General features: G+C 39.8%; 11 protein-coding genes. All 11 read left to right on the top strand.

Annotated elements, in window-relative coordinates; genetic code table 11:
- The first annotated feature begins 240 nt into the window (after nt 1-240).
- The 11 genes from ACO1QW_RS10770 to ACO1QW_RS10720 all read left to right on the top strand — a co-directional run bounded on the left by ACO1QW_RS10770 (nt 241) and on the right by ACO1QW_RS10720 (nt 24,064).
- Nucleotides 241-3,360 carry a SusC/RagA family TonB-linked outer membrane protein gene (locus ACO1QW_RS10770; protein WP_486258373.1) on the top strand — a complete coding sequence of 1,040 codons (3,120 nt, stop codon included), beginning with the start codon at nt 241-243 and terminating at the stop codon, nt 3,358-3,360.
- A gap of 19 nt (nt 3,361-3,379) precedes the next feature.
- Nucleotides 3,380-5,347 carry a RagB/SusD family nutrient uptake outer membrane protein gene (locus ACO1QW_RS10765; protein ID WP_486258371.1) on the top strand — a complete coding sequence of 656 codons (1,968 nt, stop codon included), beginning with the start codon at nt 3,380-3,382 and terminating at the stop codon, nt 5,345-5,347.
- 377 nt (nt 5,348-5,724) lie between these two features.
- Nucleotides 5,725-7,950: a fasciclin domain-containing protein gene (locus ACO1QW_RS10760; RefSeq protein WP_486258369.1), complete on the top strand. Its 2,226-nt coding sequence runs from the start codon at nt 5,725-5,727 to the stop codon at nt 7,948-7,950.
- A 20-nt stretch (nt 7,951-7,970) separates the two neighbouring features.
- Nucleotides 7,971-11,258 (top strand): SusC/RagA family TonB-linked outer membrane protein, encoded by a 3,288-nt coding sequence (locus tag ACO1QW_RS10755; RefSeq protein ID WP_486258367.1) that lies wholly within the window; start codon nt 7,971-7,973, stop codon nt 11,256-11,258.
- A 17-nt stretch (nt 11,259-11,275) separates the two neighbouring features.
- Nucleotides 11,276-12,820, top strand: coding sequence for a RagB/SusD family nutrient uptake outer membrane protein (locus ACO1QW_RS10750; protein ID WP_486258365.1), 1,545 nt, complete (start codon nt 11,276-11,278; stop codon nt 12,818-12,820).
- 6 nt (nt 12,821-12,826) lie between these two features.
- Nucleotides 12,827-14,560: a fasciclin domain-containing protein gene (locus ACO1QW_RS10745; protein ID WP_486258363.1), complete on the top strand. Its 1,734-nt coding sequence runs from the start codon at nt 12,827-12,829 to the stop codon at nt 14,558-14,560.
- A gap of 83 nt (nt 14,561-14,643) precedes the next feature.
- Entirely contained in the window at nt 14,644-16,134 is a 1,491-nt protein-coding gene (locus tag ACO1QW_RS10740) for a fasciclin domain-containing protein (protein WP_486258361.1), read from the top strand.
- A 50-nt stretch (nt 16,135-16,184) separates the two neighbouring features.
- Nucleotides 16,185-19,361, top strand: a complete 3,177-nt coding sequence (locus ACO1QW_RS10735) for a SusC/RagA family TonB-linked outer membrane protein (RefSeq protein WP_486258359.1) — start codon at nt 16,185-16,187, stop codon at nt 19,359-19,361.
- 27 nt (nt 19,362-19,388) lie between these two features.
- Entirely contained in the window at nt 19,389-21,203 is a 1,815-nt protein-coding gene (locus ACO1QW_RS10730) for a RagB/SusD family nutrient uptake outer membrane protein (protein ID WP_486258357.1), read from the top strand.
- Between the two features lie 169 nt (nt 21,204-21,372).
- Nucleotides 21,373-22,725 carry a glycoside hydrolase family 88/105 protein gene (locus ACO1QW_RS10725; RefSeq protein ID WP_486258355.1) on the top strand — a complete coding sequence of 451 codons (1,353 nt, stop codon included), beginning with the start codon at nt 21,373-21,375 and terminating at the stop codon, nt 22,723-22,725.
- 4 nt (nt 22,726-22,729) lie between these two features.
- Nucleotides 22,730-24,064 (top strand): rhamnogalacturonan acetylesterase, encoded by a 1,335-nt coding sequence (locus tag ACO1QW_RS10720; RefSeq protein WP_486258353.1) that lies wholly within the window; start codon nt 22,730-22,732, stop codon nt 24,062-24,064.
- Nucleotides 24,065-24,076 lie beyond the last annotated feature (12 nt).

Below are 24,076 nucleotides of genomic sequence, written 5' to 3'. Positions count from 1 at the left end.
AGAACAAAATAGAATTAATCGTTTATCAGTTGCTGACCTATTTACGGTTACCACTTGTTTTGATTTTGGAGTAAACGGTTCGAAAAATGCGGACCAATTTTTTATGAGTTGTATACTTGAATCATCATATTGTTTCGGGAACGATTGCGTAAAAAAACTGGTTTTACAGGACAGGGCAGGATACTGCCGCTGCGGAATTCGGTTATTTTAGTAACCTTAAACCTTTATAACTGCTGCTATATGAAAGAAAAAAAACGAGTACGCTCCTGCGTACTGCTTTTGCTGTCATTGCTATTTGTTTCCACTTCCTTTTCACAATCAACATTTAAAGTTTCAGGTAAAGTTTCTGACGATGCAGGTCGTCCGGTTTCCGGCGCAAGCGTGTTGGTGAAAGGAACTACAATTGGTACCGTCACTGGCACCGATGGTGGATTTGAATTAAATGCTCCCTCAGGAAAATCTGTATTGGTAATTTCTTCTGTAGGCTTTGCCGACCAGGAAATTGATGTCAATAACCGGTCAAGTATTAATGTCTCTCTGGCAACCGGCGCATCTACTACTTTGGAAGATGTGGTAGTTGTAGGTTATGGTACCCGTAAAAAAAGCGATGTCACGGGTTCTGTAGCCGGCATTAATCAAAAAGAGATAAGATCACGACCGGTTACAAATGCATTACAAGCAATGCAGGGTAAAGTGGCTGGTGTTGATATTACATCAAATGAACGCCCTGGTACAGTTGCAAGTATTAATATTCGTGGTGTGCGTTCCCTCACTGCATCAAACTCTCCTTTATTTGTGGTGGATGGTATTCCCTTAACAACAGGAGGAATTGACTATATCAATCCAAACGACATTGAATCAATTGATGTGTTGAAAGATGCATCTGCAACCGCCATTTTTGGTTCAAGGGGCGCCAACGGTGTTGTAATTGTTACCACCAAACAAGGTAAAGCCGGCAAACTTCAATTAAGTTTCAACACTTCAGTTACAACAGAGAAAATAGTGGATTTTGCGCCGTCGATGTCTGCAGGAGAAGCCATCGAATTTCGTCGTTGGGCCTATCATTATTCAAACACAGCTTTATATCCCAGGGGCGACAATCCTACGATAGCTAATGACAAAGTAATATTTGCCGCTTCGGCAGATCCGGCTGCATGGGCTAATATTGAAAAAGGCTGGGCTGGTGGTAAATGGGATGGGTCAAAAGTTGCAACCACCGATTGGAGAGGTTTAGTATCTCAACCAGGTCTTACGCAGGATCATACATTGAGTGTAAGTGGTGGTACTAATAAAATGAAAGCGTATGGTTCTTTTGGTTATTTAAATAACAAAGGCACATCTATAGGCCAAAAGTTTACAAGGTATTCTGGCAAAGCTAGTATAGATATACAGGCTACCGATTGGTTTTCGATGGGTCTTACAATGAATGTAACTAACAGCATTCAGGAGTTTGGTCAATCAAATGGTTTTATCGGATCATTTGTGGGAAGCCCGGCTACAAGTATTTATGAATCTGCAAGAAGATTGTATACGTATGCAGTGCCATACGATGCTACAGGTGCAAGGGTTATTTACCCCGGCGGTGATGTGGCATTTAAAAACGTGGCTGAGGAATGGAAATATAACCAGGATCAACGTAAAACGCTTCGTGCTTTTGGTAGTTTATTTGGACAAGTTGATTTTGGCGGAATACATTCTGTATTGAAGGGATTAAAATACCGGATGAATTTCGGCCCTGATTTTTCTAGCTATCAGGATGGAATTTATATTGACGCACTTTCTGCTGCCAACACTGGTACTAACTCTGCCTCCCTGCAAAAAAGTCAAACTTTTTCTTATACAATAGATAACTTACTATATTATGATAAGGTAATCAAGAAACATAGTTTCGGTCTCACGTTGTTACAAAGTGCAACAAAGTTTGTAGCTGATCCTGTTACAACTATTACAGGAACAGGTGTGCCTTTTGCCAGTCAAAAATGGTACACGCTTAATAAAGATGTTATTCCTGCTGCGAACCTCACAATCGCAAAAAATGCTGATTTAATAGAGCGACAATTGGTGAGTTATATGGCCCGGTTGAATTATAATTTTGACGATAAATATCTCTTAACTATATCAGCCCGCCAGGATGGAGCTTCGCAATTTGCAGAGGGTAACAAAACTTCTTTATTTCCAAGTGCGGCGTTGGCATGGCGCATAAGCAGGGAGAATTTTCTGCAAAATGTTAATTGGATAAATGATTTAAAGCTCCGTGTTGGTGCTGGCGTTACCGGCAATTCGGGTGTGGATGCTTACACTACAAAAGGTGCAGCTACTCCATTATTTTACCCGTTTGGTGTTACAGTTACCGCCGGTTCTCTTCCATCTGCAATATTACCGAACCAGCAATTAGGCTGGGAAAAAACCACGCAGTATAACTTAGGACTTGACTTTTCTTTATTCAAGAGAAAGGTTTCAGCAGTAGTAGATGCATATACTTCAAATACAACTGACCTGTTGATGTCACGTCAAATTCCAACCGTAACGGGTTACACCACTACTTTACAGAATATTGGCAAAACATCTAACCATGGAATTGATATCAATATTAATACTGTAAACATCAGCCAAAAAGATTTCCAATGGACGACAACTTTCAACGCCTCTTGGCAAAAAGAAAAGATTGTTTCCCTTGCAAATGGAAAACAGGATGATATTGTTAATACCTGGTTTATTGGTCAGCCAATTGGCGTAATTTATGGAATCAGATCAAATGGATTATGGCATGTAGGTGATTCAGTTGAAATGAATAAGTTTAATGCGAATCTGCCTGCAAATGCTAAGTTTACTCCTGGTAACGTAAGACCGGTAGATCAAAATGGTGACTATAAAATAGATGCCAATAATGATCGGGTGATTATAGGAAATACAAGGCCAAGATGGATAGTGGGGATGACAAATTCCTTTAATTATAAAAACTTCGAACTGTCAATATTTGTATACGGTCGGTTAAGCTATGTATTTAATACCGGCGGAGAGGCCATGGTTGCAAGAGCCAGTACACGTGCTTTGAATTATTACACAGAAACGAACACGAATTCCGAGTATCAAAAACCAATTTATTCCACTGGATCAGGAGATCTCTATTCTCCTTCTTTGGGATACCAGAAAGCATCTTTCATTAAAATCAGGAATATTTCTGCGTCCTACAATGTAGATGCAAGGAAATTAAAGGGTCTGAAGATGTCCAGCCTCAGGGTGTATATCCAGGCAGCAAACCCGGGAATGCTTTTTTCAAAAATCAAATTCATGGATATGGATGTAGCTGCATTAACAAGCAACCGTGGATTGACATTTGGAATTAATGCAGCATTTTAACTAAAAAAAACTTCAGCTCATGAAAAAGAATAATTTTTTTATTACCATAGCAATCATTGCAGTACTATCAACTGCTGTTTCCTGTAAAAAGAAGTTCTTAGATGAAACTCTTAATACGGCAGTGAGTTTGGATTATTACAAAACTGATCCTGGAATCGTATCTCTTGTTAACGGTGCTTATCATCATTCATTTTGTGTGCCTTTTAATGGCGAGCATATTTTTTCAAATATGAACTATGGAACGGATGAATTTCATATGGGAGGAGATAACTCAAACGCACAACATAATTCTTATGGTAATGGACTGGCAGCCGTTATTCCCAGTATTACAACGAATACTATTACTGCCCAGGCACAATGGGATCATTTATACATAGGCATTGGTCATGCAAACCTGATTATTGAAAATGCAACAGCAAGTGCATCCACTGCAGACCTTATAAAGAAGACTGCTTTAGGAGAAGGATACTTTATTCGTGCATACAATTATTTCAGACTTGTAAGCCAATACGGAGGGGTGCCGTTAAAAACTAAATCCAGTACAACGGTAGAATTAGAATTTACACGTGCAACTCCAAAAGAAGTATTTGAACTTATAATTGCAGATTTCACACAGGCTTTTAATCTCTTATCAAATACAGGTGGCCCTTCTAAGATAACAAAAGATGCAGCTGCACATTACTTAGCGAAAGCATACCTCAGTCGTGCAAGTGAAATAAATAATTCATGGAACAGTGGTACCAAGGCAGCAGATCTGGCGGCCATTATTCCGTTATGTGATGGTATCATTTCCCGTCATCCTTTGGCACCCAACTTTGGCGATTTGTGGAAATATACCGCTCCTAACAGTGCCAATGAAAACCTGAGTGAAATAATCTTTTCTGCACAATTCACTTCAGATCTTTCTGCAAGCGGCTCTAATCAGCAGCATCTTTACTATGGAGGTCGTTATGAAGATGCGGGCGTACCGCAAATGCAGCGGGATGTAAGCGGAGACAGGCCATTTAGTCGTCTTGCCACGGGCTATTTTATGTTCAGAGCGTATGATTTAGTAAATGACTCGAGGTTCTGGAAAAGTTTCCGGACAAAGTACCTCGTAAATAAGGCTGTAGCGCCTTATGTAAATGGAGATATGGGGCTTGTATTTATTATTAATCAACCCGGCGATAACAGGTTTGCATCATATAAAATGCTAAATACCGTACCGTATGAAAGAACGGGCCGTCCAATTGCAAATGTTTATGTAGCCTATCCTGGTGGCACTACAACTGATGGGGCCTTCTATGCAGATGTTCGTTTCCCATCTCTGAGTAAATTCTTTGATGGCTCGAGGGTAGGAGGTATTGCCGATACAAGAGGGCTACGTGATATCACTTTAGCACGAAGTGCAGAAACTTATTTAATAGCTGCTGAAGCTAAAATACGACTTGCTGCTATGGGCACTGGCACGTTTAACGATGCATTGGCTTACATCAATCCTGTTAGAGTAAGGGCCCAATACCAAGCAGGCGAAAACCGCAACGCATATTATGATGGTGGCGGTGCCAGCAATGCAACATTGCAGGGGGGAATACCTTTTTCCTTTGTCGCTGAAAATTCATATGCTGAATCCAACAATTTTAGCCTGCTGGCAACCCCTACAACAGCTACCAGTTTGAATGTAACAACCATTTCTCCATTACCAGCACAGGATGAATATATCATTTCCAAATTGGGTTACACATCTGTTTATGATCGAATGTTGTGTTTTGTATTAAATGAACGTTCAAGAGAATTGGCGGGTGAGTTTAAAAGATGGGAAGATTTATCCCGAACTAAAACTTTAGTAGCCCGTGCTAAAGCCTTTAATCCGGAAGCAGCTCCCAACGTTCAGGATAAACATTTGTTACGCCCTATTCCTCAAACATTTCTTGACGGTATTCAGTTAAACGGGAAGAACCTGACTGGAGCCGAAAAACAAGCAATGCAAAATCCAGGTTATTTGTAATTGGTTCGATAAGACATTTTTAAAAGGCTGCTAAGTGCAGCCTTTTTTCATTGAAATACTTTTGGCATCGATTGAGTGAACAGTCTATCCTTCTCAGGACGGCACATGACGGTTAAACATGTACACTGAATTAATTTAGTACTGTTATTAAATCATTAATTGCTGTATTAATGGTTTAAATAAAAGTTGATTGCTGAAACAAAGATTGCTGCTGTATGTCCATTGCTAAAAAACTTGCTGCTGTATACTGCCATTTCCGGCACCAGTTTTCCCTTTTACACCTCACATTAGCCGCTCCTTTTCAAACAATCGATTTGTATGTTATATCAAATCCGAAATTCTGTATTTATCAAACGAAATAAGAAATGATCTGTAGTATGTCTAAAAAAATAAAACAGGTATTCCTCTTTTTGGTCACGACAAGTTTGTTGTTTGCGTGCCAAAAGAAGTTCGACAAATTTTATGAGCGCCCATCCAATTTAGAGCAGCCTATTTACCAGCAATTGCAGGCAAAAGGTAAGTTTGCAACTTTACTTAAGGTAATTGATAAGGCGGGTTATAAGGGTACGCTGTCTTCAGCAGGGTACTGGACGCTGTTTGCTCCCAATGATTCTGCATTTACAAAGTTCTTTCAAGACAGGGGTATAGCCGGCACTGACAATATCGATTCCGCAATGTCACGAGCAATGGTGCAATACCTGTTAACTTACAATGCATTTACCAAAGAAACATTGGACGACTATCAGTCATCTACCGGCTGGATGCCTAACCTGGCATTCAGACGCCGCACCGCTTATTATACAGGTTTTTATAACGATACAGCGCAGAATGGACAGGTATTGCCATCCGACGCAAAATTTATTCAGTCAAACCGTAACGGTACTGCCAATCCCTATGTAAGCGTTGATAATAACAACAAATACATTACTTATTTTACCGACCAATATTTTACGAACAGAGGATTAACTGCTACTGATTACAATTATTTTTTTCCTAATTCCCAATACAGCGGTTTCAATGTGGGTGAAGCCAAAGTGGTAACAAAAGATATCGCCGCAGAAAACGGCATTATACATGAAATTGACAGAGTCATCTCACCTCTGCCCTCGATTGATGAGTATTTACGAAGCAAACCTGAATATAGTGAGTTTAAAAAACTTTACGACAAATACCTGGTCAGCTTTACCTTGAACGCAGATGCCACCAATCGCTATAAGTTGTTATCGGGTGAGAACAAACAGGTTTTTGTAAAAACGTATAACAGCGCTCTTGCCTTTTCATTAAACAACGAGAATTATCTTAAACTACAGGATAATGATGGACAGCAAAACTGCTGGACAATTTTCGTTCCCACAAACGATGTGCTCTTAAACTATGAGCGAAATGTTCTCCTTGAATATTATCAGTCTTTCGATAATACTCCTCCTTCCATTTTACAGGATTTTTTAAATGCACATATGTGGCAAGCGCCTGTTTGGCCAAGCAAGTTTTCTTCAACTAATAATTTTTTAGGAGAGGAAGCACGCTTTAATCCTCTTACCGAGATAATGGATAAAAAAATATTAAGCAACGGTATTTTTTATGGAGCCAACAAAGTGCAGGAAGCAAATGTTTTCTCCAGTGTGTATTCAAGGGCTTATCTTGATCCCAGGTTTTCGATTATGACAAGGCTGTTGAATACGGATCTGAAATTTATAGTTAGTTTTCTCGGCTCAAGATTTACAGTGTTTATGATGCCTGATGACGTGTTAAGAGCTGCAGGTTACGATTATAACACAAACAGTAACCTTTACACGTTTACATCCGGTACTACCACTACATCAGGAGAAGCTGTCCGTCAGAATTTGCTGCGTATTCTAAATACTAGTGTAATACCTGGCGATTTAGCAGATATATCAAATTCCGCTGGAATTGCAGAAGCTTATAACGGTGAGTTTATAAAGTGGAATAACAACCAGATTATTTCGGTTGGCACGCAGGATAATAGTAAAGTGGTGACAGTAGACAGTTCAAGGACCACAAAAAATGGAAAGGTGTACTATCTCAATGGTTTGCTAACATTCACTTCTGTCAATATCGGAAAACACATTCTCAACCTTGGCGATACATCGGCGGCAATAACTTCTGACTTTAATAATTTCGCCAAATATTTAGTTCGCTCCGATGTATATACAGCAGCAACAGGTGAAATAACCGGTACTGTTGCCGGAACACTTTATACAGTTTTTGTTCCTTCTAATGCTGCTATATCGCAGGCAGTAAAAGATGGCGTTCTTCCTGGCAATACTTCTACAGGTGTACCGAATTTCAATGCTCCGTCATGGACGTCAACTCAAAGAGGCCAGGTGAGCAATTTTATTCTCTATCATATCCTTGCTAAAAGGACTTTAATACCTAATGGAAAAGAGTCGGGGGCTTTCGAAACATTGTTGAAAAATCCAGTAGGAGAAATAATGCCGCTTTCGGTGATCAACCTACCCGGCAGTATGAAAATTACAGACATGAATAACCGGCAGGCAAACCTGATTTTAGCAAAAAGTAATAACCTTTCTAACAGAACGGTCATTCATTTAATCGACAACTATTTAAAGTATACATTTTAGTGAACTACACAAACTGCAATATGAAAAAAATGGTACCGCAACTGATTGTTTTATGCTTTGTTTTTCTTTTTGCAAATACTATTGCAAAAGCACAGGGCACTCCGGCTTCAATCACGGTTCAGGGACGTGTGGTTGACAAGGACAAGAAACCGCTTCAGAATGTTACTGTTGCTGAAGTTGATCGTGATCAACGAACGGTAAGAGCTGTGAAAACTGACGTTGAAGGTAATTTTGCCCTCAGGATTCAAAGCAAGTCAGACTCCCTTACATTTTCGTACATAGGCACGGAAACGATTCAATTAGCTATTGGAAACCGAACCAACTTTAATGTTACAATGAATACTGTTGCGGCAAGTCTCGGGGAGGTAATTGTCATTTCACGTAGAAGAAGTGACAATGGTATGATGCAAATAAAGGAGAGAGATATTACAACTGCTACCACAAGAATTAATGCAAAAGACCTGGAAGAAATGCAGGCCACTTCCATTGACCAGGCATTGCAAGGAAGACTTCCGGGGATGGATATTACAGCTAACTCTGGTGATCCTGGTGCGGGCATGCAAATACGCATCAGAGGCACATCTTCCATTAATTCTTCAAGCGATCCATTGATTGTTGTTGATGGTATGCCGTATGAAACATCGGTACCTGCCGATTTCAATTTTGGTACAGCCGATGAATTAGGATACGCATCATTATTAAATATTGCACCAACTGATATCAGGGACATTACTATTTTGAAAGATGCTGCAGCAACTGCTGTATGGGGCTCAAGAGCCGCAAATGGAGTTATTGTCATCAACACAAAAAGAGGTGCTATCGGAAAACCTGTTTTAACTTATACATTTAAAGGCTCTGTATCAAAACAGCCTAATGCCATTCCCATGCTTACCGGCGACCAGTATTCATCACTGATCCCGGAAGCATATATGAACAGAAATGGAGTTCCTTTAAATACGCAAACTGTAAAGGAATTTCAATACGATCCTAATGATCCTTATTGGTATTATAACTATAGCAACAATACAAATTGGGTAGATGCCATTACAAAGCTTGGTTCTACACACGACCATAATATTTCAATGACGGGTGGGGGAGATAAAGCACGTTATTATGCCTCGTTAAGTTATTTGGGTCAGCAGGGTACAACAATCGGTACAAACCTGAGCAGGATCAGCACAAGAATAAATTTAGACTATAATGTTTCAACAAGAATTAAGTTCCGCAGCGACTTGTCTTTTTCGCATACCAATAATGACAGGAATTATGCAAATAATTTGAGAGACATCGCATATAGAAAAATGCCCAACATGAGCATTTATGAATACGATGAATTTGGGAATAAGACGCCAAACTTTTTTTCTCCTGCTTCAAACATACAGGGAGGATATGCAGGTATTAACAACAGCAATAATATAGTTGGTACTGTTAATCCCGTAGCAATGGCTACCGATGCACGCTACAATATTGTCACGGAAAGAGTAACGCCGCATTTTAACCTCCAGTATTCAGTTATTCCTACAGTATTGCAAGCCGTTTTTGATGTTCAGTTCGACATCAATAATACCAAGAACAAGTCTTTCCTACCGCAAACTGCTACAGGCCGCCCGTGGACAGAAACTTCGGTGAACAGAACTTACGATGGTGATGTAGATGTATTTAATGTGCAAACAAAATCAAGCTTAATTTTTACACCAAAAATAAAAAGCACGAAACACGATTTAATGTCGTCGCTTATCTTCTTCACTTACGACAATAAAGGGATAACACAGGAAGCACGTACATCTAACACGGCATCATCACTTTTTGTAGATCCATCTAATCCTTCACGAACTCAAAACAATGACCTTGCGCTAAGTTCAGGAGTTTATCAAACAAGGAGCATTGGTGCAACATGGAGTACACAATATAATTTTCTCGACCGTTACATTATCAATGTAGGGTTGCGGGGTGATGGCAATTCAAGATTCGGTGCCGATTACCGTTATGGATTATTTCCGTCTGTCTCTACCCGTTACCGTTTGTCTGGTGAACCATTTATGAAGAAGTTTGAAAAATGGATGGATGATTTAAGCTTTAGAGCCAGTTATGGTATTAGTGGTAACGCCCCTCGAAAAGACTATACCTTTTACAATACATATTCAAACTTCGACTGGGGTTATCTAGGTCAGGCTGCTGTTTATCCTGCTAATATGGAATTGAAAAATCTGCGTTGGGAAACTATAACAGGTATGAACGTAGGTATTAATTTAAACATGTTCAAGAACAGAGTTATTCTTGACGTTGAGATGTATAAAAACCGCACAGAAAATCTGTTTTTTGAAGGGTTGCAAATTTCATCATTTACAGGTTTCAATGCAGTAAATATGAATGTGGGTACACTCGATAATCAAGGGTGGGAGTTGGGTTTAAATACTATTCCCTTTAAAAGTAAAAACTTAACGGTCGATTTCAATTTCAACATTTCACGTAACGAAAATATCATTCGTGAAATATCACCATTCTATCCAACAGAAAAAGGAAACATCACAACTAACGGTCAATACAAAACCTACATGCAGGTTGATAATCCATTTGGTTCCTTTTACGGTTTCAGATACTTAGGTGTATATAAAGATGAGCAGTCAACCATCGCAAAGGGTGCAGGCGGCAAACCCATCATCGGCCCCAATGGCCAAACAGTTTATATGCGGTTTAATTATCCTAGTGTTGATTATATTTTCAAACCCGGTGATGCTATTTACGAGGATATTAACCACGATGGAAATATCAACTATATGGATGTTGTTTATCTCGGTAACAGCAATCCTAAATTCACTGGTGGCTTTGGTAGTGGAATAACTTACAAAGGTGTTTTAAAATTTACTGTGTTCTTTAATTATCGTTATGGATACGATGTTGTTAACCAAACGAAAATGACAACGACAAACATGTATGGTTACGATAACCAAAGTACTGCAGTTTTAGGAAGATGGCGCAAGCCCGGCGATGAAACAGATATTCCAAGAGCCTTATTTGGCTCGGGTTATAACTGGCTTGGTTCCGACAGGTACGTAGAGGATGCTTCCTTTGTTCGTTTTAGAACAGCCACTGTTCGTTATACTCTTCCGCAAACTCTTGTAAAAAAATTAAAGCTTAAAAATTTGAGCGGCTATTTAACGATGGAGAATTTGTTTACATGGACACGTTACACCGGCCAGGATCCAGAAGTGTCAACACGTGGAAGCGATCCGTTTCGTGTAGCAACTGATCAGTCAATGACGCCTCCTACAAAAACACTTACACTTGGATTAACCGCTTCGTTTTAAAGTAAAAAACTAAGAAAATGCAGAAACTGCGTAATAAAATATTTAAATGCTTGTGCTTGCTGGTTATCCTTTCTTCGGCAAGTTCCTGTAAAAAATGGCTGGCGCTCGAACCAGAAAATGGAATTATTCGTCAAAACTTTTGGAAAACAAAAGAGCAGGTGCATGCTGCAGTTTTGGGTTGTTATGCTTCTCTTCTTATAGGTCCATCAGGAAGCGGCCTTAATTACGATAGGGGAATAACTGAAAATCTTTTTCTCTGGGGCGAGTTAAGAGCAGACATGTTAACGCCTTCCACCGGTATAATAAATGAGGAGCTTGATGTGATGAATGTCAATATTCTTGAAACCAACAGCATTACCAACTGGAGGTCGGTGTACAGGACAATTAATTATTGCAATACTGTTATTGATTTTGCGCCGGAAGTATTGAAAAACGATGCAACATTTTCGCAACAGGCTTTGAACAGTTATTTGGCTGAAGCCAAAGCATTGCGGGCATTAATGTATTTCTATTTAGTGAGAACATTCAAAGATGTACCCCTTGTATTGAAAGCCACTTCAAGTGATGACCAACTTGAACAGTTGGCGAAAAGTACTGGAACAGTAGTGCTACAGCAAATTGTAAAAGATTTGAGCGAAGCAGAAACAGATGCACTTCTAACTTATAATAACCAGGCGGCAGATAAGGGAAGAATCACCCGTTTTACAGTAAACGCAATTCAAGCCGACGTATATCTATGGATGGAAAAATATCCTGAGGCGATTGCGGCCTGCAATAAGGTTATTAATTCAGGAAGATATGGCTTAGTGTCGGGCAATTCAAATTGGTTTCCAACTGTATTTTTTAATGGCAATTCAAACGAAGGCATTTTTGAAATTCAGTTTGATAAACAAAAACTGAACAGTTTCTATCCAATGTTTCGCACCAGGCCTCGTTTCCTGGCTTCAAATATTGTAACAGATCCTAATGACGGTCTATACCAGGCAGATCCCTTGGATCCTACAAAAAAAGATATCCGCGGCGAAGGTGCGGCTGCCAATTTTGGTGATAGTCGTATATGGAAATACGTGGGTGTTGATGACAATAATGTTCGTGCAGAAGCGGAATCGTATGCACATTGGATTGTTTACCGGTATGCAGATATCTTACTGATGAAAGCCGAAGCTTTAGCAATGACCGGCAGCGGTCAACAGGCTCTCGATTTAATTGATATAATACGCCAAAGAGGACGAGCTTTAAATACGGGTGGAAGCTCCGGTACAGGCACCTCACGCATTGTTGATCCTTCCAATACACAAGCTGTACTTGAATATCTTTTAGAAGAAAGGGCTCGTGAGTTTGCCTACGAAGGCAAAAGGTGGTATGATGTTTTACGCTTTGCTAAAAGAAATAATTACCAGCAGCTTAATATTTTGCTGGAGATGGTTTCAAGAACAGTTCCGGGAAATCTTCAGCAATCGGCTATTGCTAAATTCAGAGACTTTAACAGTCATTATTTGCCAATCAACCAATACGAATTGCAAACAGATAAAAATTTAGTTCAAAATCCATTCTATAAATAATTTGAAATGCGTACAAAATATTCTTTCATCATAGCAGTTGTAGCGTGTATAATTACATTGGGCAATTTAAGCAGTTGTAAAAAACTGGTAATTGTTACTGCTACCACTGATGATGTAAACATTTATGACTACCTGCTCAAAGACCCCGGCAATTTTTCGGAGTTTGCAAAAATGGTAGATAAAGCAGGCTACAGCAGTTTTCTGAATGCTTATGGTTCGTATACTGTTTTTGCGCCTACTAACGCAGGCGTGAAAAAATTCCTTACAGATATGGGTAAGACTTCTATTGATGCTTTTACTCTAACTGAAATACAGGATATTGTTAAGCTCCACATGATCCAGGATACTATCAACACGAATTCTTTCACCGATGGTAAACTGCCAAAAGTGACGATGTTAGGTCAATACTTGTTGACAGGTGTTACAACTGTTAACGGAGTTTCAAGCTATACTGTGAACAGGCAGGCACTCATTGTTCAACCAAATGTTCGACTGGCAAATGGCAATATACATGTACTCGACAATGTTTTAAGAGCTGCTACAAAGACTGTTGCACAAACTGTTGAAGCAAATCCTGATTTTTCAATCTTTACGCAGGCTTTGAAAGAAACAGGTTATTTCGATTCACTAAACATTTTAAACAATCCCGATACAACACGACGCTATCTTACAGTAATAGCGGAAAGTAACCAGGCACTTGCAGATTCAGGAATTACAAGCTATGCAGCGTTAAAGGCGAGGTATTCCAAAACTGGAAATCCGAAAAATGTGAATGACAGTTTACATATGTATGTTGCTTACCACATTTTTACTGATGCAAGATATCTTGCTGATATTGTTTCGACAGTTTCTGTACCAACACTTCAACCACTTGAAGTGGTAACGCCAAGCCTTGATGGTGAAGTGGTATTGCTGAACGATATTATTTTTAATGGCAAGCATGAACCCGGAATTCCATTGAACCGAATAAAAAGCGATGTTACTGCAAGTAATGGTGTAGTGCACACTGCCACAGCGCATTTTGCTGTCAAGATAAGAGTACCGATAAGAATTGATTTTGACGTGGCTGAACAGCCGGAATTAATGAAACTGACGAATGTTTACCGCCAGGCTACAACGGCTAATAATATTACCAGTACCGGTGGCGGAACTTTTTTTGCCAAAGGAACATTCGCTGGTATCACCAGTTTTGCCAACACCTCTACAACCAGCTATACAGCCTATTGCTGTGTTGCACCAACCAGCACTACGTATTATGGATGGCGGGCTGATTATTTGAGACCTGGTATGGGGAATACATCAAGAAATCTTTGGATTGAGTTCCGTACTCCATTGCTGGTAAAAGGGCGATACAAGATTTGGGTTTGCTATTATCGTGGACGAGCATCCACTAACAACCCCGCCTTTCCTAACCGTGTAGATTTTGATGGGGTACCTATGCAAAGGACATTTGATTTTTCCGAACAAAAACCTGTTGGTACGCCGGGTGAATTGGAAGCATTGGGTTATAAGCAATACACAGAGGCTCCAACAGATAATACAACACCTGACCGCAACAACGTAGCAAGGTTAGTAGGTACTGTGGATGTGGCAACTACGGACAGACATACTATAAGAATCACTTTTCTCGCAAATTCTTCAGGGCAGGAATTGAACTACCTGGATATGATACAATTCATTCCGGTAAATGATAATCAACTACGGCCAATTTTTGCAAGGAATGGTAACATTATCCCATAACATACGCAATTTGAAATGTGATAAAAGAATAAAAACGAAAGAGATAATAAAAAGCATTGCATTATAAATTAAAAACGATGTATTTGAAAACAAAATTTTTGTGGCTATTCGCATTCGTCGTGGTGATGTCAGGATGTGAGAAATGGGAAGACCATACCAATATAGAAAACCCGGATTTGACAAAGACTTTGCTGGATGAAATCGGTGGACGTGCTAATCTTAGCAAGTTTTTCGAATATGTTAAAAAAACGGGTATTGATAAAGAGTTGGCTTCTTCAAAAACTTACACTGTGTGGGCACCTGTCAACGATGCATTACAGACACTTGATCCGGCCATTGTAGCGGATAGTGTTCGTTTAAAACAATTTGTTTCCAATCATATTTCTTATCAGTCTTACTTCACACGAAACGCAGCGATACCTCTTAGGGTGCCAATGTTGAATGGTAAGAGAGTAACATTTACAAGTACCAAATTTGATGAGGCAACAATTACTGAAGCAGATAAATATGTAAGCAATGGTGTGTTACAGGTAATAAATAATTTTGCCCCCGTATACCCCAATGCATGGGAACTTGTGAACAACACAAAAACCACATTTCAGCAGAGTGCATTTATAGCATCGCTTACCCGTAACGTTTTTGATGCTACCAATGCCATCATTGACAGCATCAGTACACAAACGGGCCAGCCGATTTATCGTCCAGGTACTGACAGTGTGCTTCGTAACCTGTTTAATACTGATGTATATAACCTGGAGAATGAAGAAAAGCAATACACTTATTTTATTTTGAATGATGCCGCTCTTAATGCAGAAGTCATCAAAATGAATCCCTTCTTTAAAACCAGCACTGCCGACAGTACTAAAAATCTTGCTTCGTTTCATGTAGTGAAAGACCTGATTGTAGAAGGCGTGTATACCCAGGCTCAATTACCGGCTTTCCTCACGTCGAAATATGGTGTTAAGATCCCTATTGATGTAAGCAAAATTACAGAGACACGTAAGATGAGTAATGGTATTGCTTATGTAATGAGTGACATAAACTTCGATCCCAAAGAAAAAATACGTGCAGTAGTCGTAGAGGGAGAAAATTACCGTGGTTTTTTTGATGTAAACGGAGTTGCGGTTACTCCGAGGCAAAACAATGTGTCGGCTGTATTTATCCGCTCACGCATTTCAGCCACCGGCAAATTGTTTACTGATATGTTTGCCTATGGTCATGGTATTACTTCTTTAAATGCACAGTACAGTGTACAAAGGTTGCCTTCTGTTAAGTATAAGGTTTATTGGGTAGCACCTAATGATACACTTAACATAGGAGGTAATATAGCAATTGCTGCATTTACACAGCGCTTAGCTATGGGAGCAAGAGGAACAAACTTACTTCCAACAGTGGCGCCTTTAGCTCCATTAAATGTTATTCCACGAAATTTCAATGAAGTGTATTTAGGCGACTATACAATGTTAAACTACGGTACATTAAATATGTTTCTCACGAATGCCACTGCCACAACAGGAGAACCGGGAGGCAACAGGTTAAATCTTGATTACATAAAGCTTGTGCCCGATTTATAGAAAATCTACTTCTAATTATTATTTATATCATCATACTAATAAACTTACTTGTGAATAATATATTTAAAAAGGGATTGCTTATACCAGTATTGTGTTTAGCGTTTGTGACGGTAAAAGCACAAAACGATACTGTAGCTATTCAACAAGAGCAGAAAGGTTTGTCAAACCCGATAGAAATAACGGGAACAATTACTGATGCTGCTACCCGCATGCCTTTGCGTGCGATTAGTGTTACCTATCAAGATTACTCTGCTGCAATTACAGATAGTTCCGGCCATTTTAGATTAAAAGTTCCTAATGCAAATGTTACTATTACTGTGCAGGGAGAAGGATTTCAGCTTAAGGAAATTGCTTTGAAAGGCAGAAAAACAGTTGATTTTTCGATGTATGAAGACAACTTCATTTCTTTTTACGATGCCGCTGTTGTTCCTAATGGTTCTGTATCAAACAGCCGTATTCCCTATGCTGTTACCTCCATTCAATCAAAAGGTAACTGGACCCGTACATATGAAACACCAGATGCTTTTTTGCAGGGTAAGGTAGCTGGCTTGAATGCTATTCGCCGGTCAGGAACGCCTAACAGCGGTGCTAATTTATTTCTTCGTGGAATTTCTTCTTTATATACAAACAATCAGCCTTTGGTAATCGTTGATAACATTATATATGATATTACCGACTACGGTGGAACCATTAACTCAGGTAGCTATACAAATCCGTTAGCGTACGTTGACATAAAAGATATTGATAACATTACTGTAGTTAAAGACGGTTCTTCTACTTATGGAACTAAGGGCGCAAACGGTGTTATTATTATTACTACAGCAAGGGCAAATGAATTGTCAACAAGAATTGATTTCGCAGCTTACGGAGGCGTAAACTTTTCTCCAAAAAATCTTCCGTTGTTAAATGCGGTTCAATACCGAACTTATCTTTCAGATGTATTACAATCAGCCGGCGCTACTGAAACGCAGATAAAAAGTTATTCGTTCATGAATGATAATTCATCCAATCCCGAATATTATCGCTATCACAATAATATCAATTGGCAAAAGCAGGCGTTCAACAATAGTACATTCCAAAATTATCATCTTAAAGTAACAGGTGGCGATAACATTGCCAAATATGCCTTGACATTAGGTGTTATGTCTAATGCAGGTGTGTTGAAAGAAACTAAGATTAATCGTTACAACACTCGTTTCAATGCCGACTTTAATCTTAGCAGAAAGTTGACGTCTACTGCAAACCTTAGTTTTACGTATAATGATTTAGGCTTAAAAGACCAGGGGCTTACTTCCAAAACTAACCCGTTGTATGTAGCGCTCATAAAGTCTCCGCTCATTGGTGTAAACGAAGTTTCATCGACCGGCGCTGTTTCTCCTGTAATTACTGATGTTGACACATTTGGTGTCAGCAATCCCGTTGCATTAATCACAACAATGCAGGGCTTCAATAAAAACTACCGCTTTGTTGGATCTATGGGATTTAATTATACGTTCTCAAAATTGTTTAGTTTAAGCACTCTTGCTGCAGTAACGCTTGACAAGGTTCGTGAAAATTTATTTATCCCTTCCAAAGGCGTTGTGAATGATACATTGGAAAATGGTACTGTTGCCGACAATCGTCTCGGAGCGCAAACAAAGCGAATGCTGAGTATCTATAACGATACCCGTTTCTCTTATGATCAGACTTTTCGACATATTCACCATTTTTCAGGTCGTGCCGGTGTGCGTTTCCTGCAATCAAATACCGAACAGGATATTGCATTAGGTGCCAACTCTGCTACGGATCAATTGCGTAGTGTAGGAAATGGTGTTGCAGCGTTACGAAGAACAGGAGGCGATTTGGGAAAATACAGGTGGATTAATACATATGTAGGTGCCGACTATTCATTGCGTGAAAAGTATTTTCTGTCACTGAACCTGGCCGTGGATGGTTCTTCACGCTTTGGAAAAAATGTTCCTGGTGCTTTATCAATGAGTGGAAACAGTTTTGCAGTTCTTCCTTCTGTTGCAGGAGCATGGATCATATCATCAGAGACTTTCATGGCGAACAACAAGACAATCAGCTTACTGAAACTTAGGGCTTCTTATGGTCTTTCGGGCAACGATGATATCGGTAATTATAATGCCAGACAGTATTATGTTTCGCAAAATTTTCTTGGAACACAAGGGTTGGTTAGAGGCAATTTCGGCAACGATCAATTGCAATGGGAAAGTGTAACGAAGTTGAACGGAGGTGTGGATGCGGCATTCTTCAATGAACGGTTTAATTTTTCAATTGACGTTTATCAAAACAAAACAAACAAGATGCTGGTGAATGAAACCTTACCCAGCATAACAGGTACAACCTTTGCCCTGACCAATTCAGGCAATATGAAAACAACAGGAGCGGAGGCGTCAGTTACTGCACGCCTTATTAATCAACCTTCATTAAAATGGGATGCAGGCTTTAATGTAGCAACGTATAAATCAACAATAACTGGCTTACCCAATACTATATTTACGGAATATGCCGGCGGTACAATTATCAGTAGCGTAGGTAATGGCCCAAATATGTTTTATGGTTATAAAACGAATGGTGTATTTACTTCAGATGCCGAAGCTACGGCAGCAGGTTTAAGCATCGTGCAAGCTAATGGCAACGTCCTTCCTTTCAGAGGTGGTGATATTCATTTCCAGGATGCAAACGGCGACCATATAATTGATGACAAAGACAGGCAGATTATCGGAGATCCTAATCCCGATCTTACAGGTGCCATTACTAACAGAATTGAGTGGAAACGTTTTGCGCTGGATGTATTATTTACCTTCTCAAAAGGAAACGATATTTACAACTACACCAGGAGACAATTGGAATCGCAATCGAACTACAATAATCAAACGACTGCAGTAATAAACCGTTGGAGAAGCAATGGCCAGGTAACAAACATTCCTCGTGCATCATTTGGTGATCCCATAGGTAACAGTCGTTTCTCTGACAGGTGGATTGAAGATGGTTCTTACTTCCGGTTAAGAACAGCTTCACTTACCTATCAGTTGCCAATCAAAGCCGGGTTTCTACGATATTCAGTGTTATATGTTACAGGAAATAATTTGTTCACACTTACCAAATACCTCGGCTTCGATCCTGAAGTAAGCGCCATGCCGGGTGTGCTGGCGCAAGGTGTAGATATAACGCTTGAGCCGCAATTCAGGTCGGTGCAGGTTGGGCTTAGATTTGGATTATAAGTTTTAAAAAGTATAAGATATTAAAATATGAAATCGAACTTTTTTAAATCGTGTTTTTGCTTGTGGGTAGTTGCAGGAGTATTGTCGTTGTCTTCCTGCAAAAAAATATTAGATGTAGAACCCACCAGTGTGCTTACCGGTGAACAAACTTATCGCAACGTATTTGATGCAGATGCAGCGGTTTTAGGAGTGTACGGTAAGTTTATGCAACTTGCCAAACCTTATGTATTACTGAACGAGTTGAGAGCCGACCTTATGTCTCCAACCGGAAACGCTGACCTTTATTTACAACAGTTGAGCAATCACACCGTTGCTATTGACAATCCTTATATAAGTCCAACGCCGTTTTATGATGTCATCCTCAATTGCAACGATGTGATGATGAATTTCGATAAAATGTTAGCAGAGAAAAAACTTAAAACCGACGAATACAACCAACGTTATTCCGATGTAGCTGCAATACGCACCTGGGTTTACCTGCAGTTAGGTATTCATTTCAGCAAAGATGCGCAAGGCGCAACAGGTATTCCGTATGTTACTAATCCTTTGGGGTCTATTGCTGATTTAAAGAACGAAGCAAACTATCCTTACCTTCCTTTTAAGCAGTTGTTAGCCGAGCTTATTAAAACAATGGAAGCTTTACCATCTAAAGAATTGTATACTACCAATACAACATTGATTACAACGGTTGACCAATACAGAACCAACAAATTTTTCATTCACAAGAAAATTTTACTTGGCGACCTCCATTTATGGAATGCAGCTTATGATCCTGCATCCTACAACAAAGCAGCTACTAATTACAGGGATGTTATTTCAACGTATGACAACGACGGCAATGGAAACACACAGAAAAATTATTATCATCTGGTTGGAAATTTTGATCCCAATGTAAGTACGAACTCGCTCGCCATTGCATACACACGTTTCCGTGAAAGTGATATAAATGCGATGTACGATAGTAATACTGAGGGCTGGCGTTCGATGTTCGCCAGGGGTAAGATCAGCTACGATGCGCTATTTGACTGGGAGTGGATTTGGGTGTTACCTTTCAGCAGCAACTTCGCTCCAAAAAATCCTTTTATTGAGTTGTTCTCACCCATTGGTGGCCAATACCAGGTAAAACCTTCGCAGCAAGCGTTAGATGCCTGGAACAGTGAAACACAGTTCAACGGATTTCCGTTTGATGCACGTGGACGGTTAACCTACAAATTCATAGGCGGACAGCCCGTGATTATGAAATACCTGTACTATTATATGGATGGCAATACATTCATTCCATCTCTTAATTCAAACGGAAGAAGTGGAGATTGGTGGTTGTACCGTGCTGCTTCTTTATGGCAGCATTTTGGTGAAGCCGCTAACCGTGATGGGTACCCGAAACTTGCTTATGCTGTAGTTAACCAGGGTATCAGGAGTGCTTATTCGCCCAATCCTACTCCGGCAAATGTAACTGCCATTCAAAACACCCTGAACCTTCCTTATCCTTATAACTTCGATGCAAGGAGTGGCGACAACCCACAGTTCAGGGCTGTATATAGGGATATGAACGGATTGCGGGGAAGGGCTTACTTGCCTTCACGTCCGCTTACCGCAGCAAATGTTCAGGATAGTATTTCGCAATTAGAAACTCAATTGGTGGACGAAGGGGGATTAGAACTGGCATATGAAGGACAACGTTGGTCCGATTTATTAAGAGTAACCATCAGGAGAAATGAACCTGCATTTATTGCTGATAAGGTTTATAACAAACTCATCAAATCAGGAATATCATCTGGTGCCGCTTCAGCTGCAAGAGCAAAGTTGATGGCGAAAGATTATTACCTACCTTTTAAATGGTAAGCTAAATAGTTTTTACGGCAAAGCAATCGATAGAAAAGGGCAGGGAATAAAGTACCTGTCTTTTTCATTTAAACAAACATAGATTACGAAATCGGTTAAGCTGAAATCTAATCACTGTTTGTAAAAGAGATAATATATTTAGCAGAATTACGAAACCGAATTGTTTGTTATGAAAAAAATGATCCTAAGTGCTGCACTTATTACTGCGGCTGCGGCCAATGCACAGGTTAAACTTAAACCGAAGCAAAACGATGTGACTACGCCGTTACATGCCATGAAGGTGGATTATCCTTCTCCCTACGGAGCGCCCACAAAAGAAAGCGTAAAGGCTGTGGTGGATAAAGTGTACAACTATCTCAATGCTGTTACACCTGCAGAAATGATGAATAAGAAAACAGGTGCAGCAGTAACCGATGTAAATGCATTGGATACAAACACTGTCTTGAAGCAAGGTGATTTTCGTTTAACCAGTTATGAGTGGGGTGTTACGTACTCTGCATTTCAACGTGCAGCCGAAACAACCGGCGACAAAAAGTATGCTGCGTATGTAAAAACGAGATATGATTTTCTGGCGAAATGGATTCCTGCAGTAAAACAGAAGTTCAGCCCCGAGTACATCAATAAAACAAAACTTTTAAATCAGCCTATCAACCCGCATGCATTGGATGACGGCGGTGCAGTTTGTGCATCCATGATCAAAGCACAAAACAGCGGCTTAAGTAATAACCTGCGTCCAATTATTGATCATCTTTCGGATTATGTAGTCAATAAAGAATACCGTTTAAATGATGGCACACTTGCACGTATGCGTCCGCAGGCAAATACACTTTGGCTTGATGATTTGTATATGGGTGTACCTACCATGGCTTTCATGGGCAAACTTACAGGCGAAACAAAATATTATGATGATGCAGTGAACCAGTTGCAGCTTTACACCAAACGCATGTTTAACAAAGAGAAAGGTGTGTATATGCATGGTTGGGTAGAGAGCATGGAACATCATCCTGAGTTCCGTTGGGCAAGAGCAAACGGTTGGGCCCTGATGACCATGAGTGAAATGCTGGATGCATTACCCGAAACACATCCCGGCAGAGCATTTGTGTTGCAACAATTCAAGGCACATGTAAATGGTTTGATGCAATACCAGGATGGTACTGGCTTCTGGCATCAGTTATTAGACAGGAGTGATTCTTATCTCGAAACATCAGCAACTGCTATTTATGCCTACTGCATTACACATGCTATCAACAAAGGATGGATCGATGCGATGACCTATGCACCAACTGCAATACTTGCATGGAATGCAGTAACCACAAAAGTAAATGCGCAGGGACAGGTAGAAGGCACCTGTGTTGGCACAGGTATGGCCTTTGATCCTGCATTTTATTACTATCGTCCGGTAAATGTATTTGCTGCACATGGTTATGGCCCGGTGATTTTAGCGGGTGCTGAAATGTATCAATTATTAAGTCAATTCAAATTTGTGATCAACGACAGTTCACTGCAACTGTTGAAACCATAAGCACATGAAATTTTCTGCTCTTTTTATTGCTGTTTTATTGGTAGCTGTTTTTGTAAAAGCCCAACAAACCAGTTACAAGTTTGATTTTGGTAACGAACGGCCCACCAAAGGATATATCACTATTGGCGAAGGATCAAATTATACAGAAGAGCTTGGTTATGGTTTTACAAATGGATCGCAGGTGAAAGCGTTCGATCGTGGGGGCAACACATTATCAGGCGATTTTATTACTTCAGATAAACCATTTTACTTTTCCGTGAAATTGCCCGATGGTAATTATGATGTGAAAGTTATTCTTGGTGACGCTAAAGGAACATCAGCTACAACAGTACGTACTGAATGCAGACGATTGATGCTGGAGAATATCAAAACAGCAAAAGGGAAAATTGTTTCACAAAATTTTACGGTGTATGTAAAGGATAGCTTGATCCGTGATGCAAATGGCAGCGTCATTTCCAAGGTGCGTTTAAAACCAAGAGAATCGGAATACCTGCATTGGGATAATATGCTGACGATTGAATTCAACGATTCATTGCCGAAAGTTTGCGCAATAGAAATCATTCCGAATAAAACGGCAACAACAATTTTTCTTGCAGGAAATTCAACAGTGGTTGATCAAAGCAGGGAGCCATGGGCATCATGGGGGCAAATGATTCCACGTTTTTTTATTCCGGGCAAGGTAGCTGTTGCTAATTATGCAGAAAGCGGAGAAGCATTGAATTCTTTTCTAAGCGCAAAACGGTTGGAGAAAATTTTGAGTGTTATGAAACCGGGTGATTACCTGTTCATTGAGTTCGGTCATAATGATATGAAGCAAAAAGGAGAGGGCATCGGTGCATTTACTTCTTACAAGAAAAACCTGCAACGTTATATCAGTGAAGTAAAAAAGAAAGGCGGTATTCCTGTGCTGGTAACTTCGATGCATCGCAGAAGATTTGATTCAACCGGGCATATCGTTAATACATTAGAAGATTATCCTGATGCGGTTCGTCACACAGCTAAGGAAGAAAATGTTGCTGTGATTGATCTCAATGCAATGAGTAAAGTATTATACGAAGCATGGGGGCCGGAAAAATCTATCAAGGCATTTGTTCATTACCCTGCGAATACATTTCCGGGGCAAACAACCAGGCTGGAGGATAATACACATTTCAACACCTATGGTGCTTATGAACTGGCGAAGTGTATTATAACCGGTATCCGCAATCAAAACTTACCGCTTGCAAAGTATATTAAAAAAGAAGTTCCTGTTTTTGATCCTGCAAAACCATTGGCATTTGAAAAGTTTTATTGGCCAATGAGTTCGTTTGTAACCGCAACAAAGCCCGATGGGAACTAAAATCAAATAAGA

Source organism: Lacibacter sp., assembly GCF_057361365.1.
This window is presented reverse-complemented; position numbering and strand designations above follow the sequence as displayed.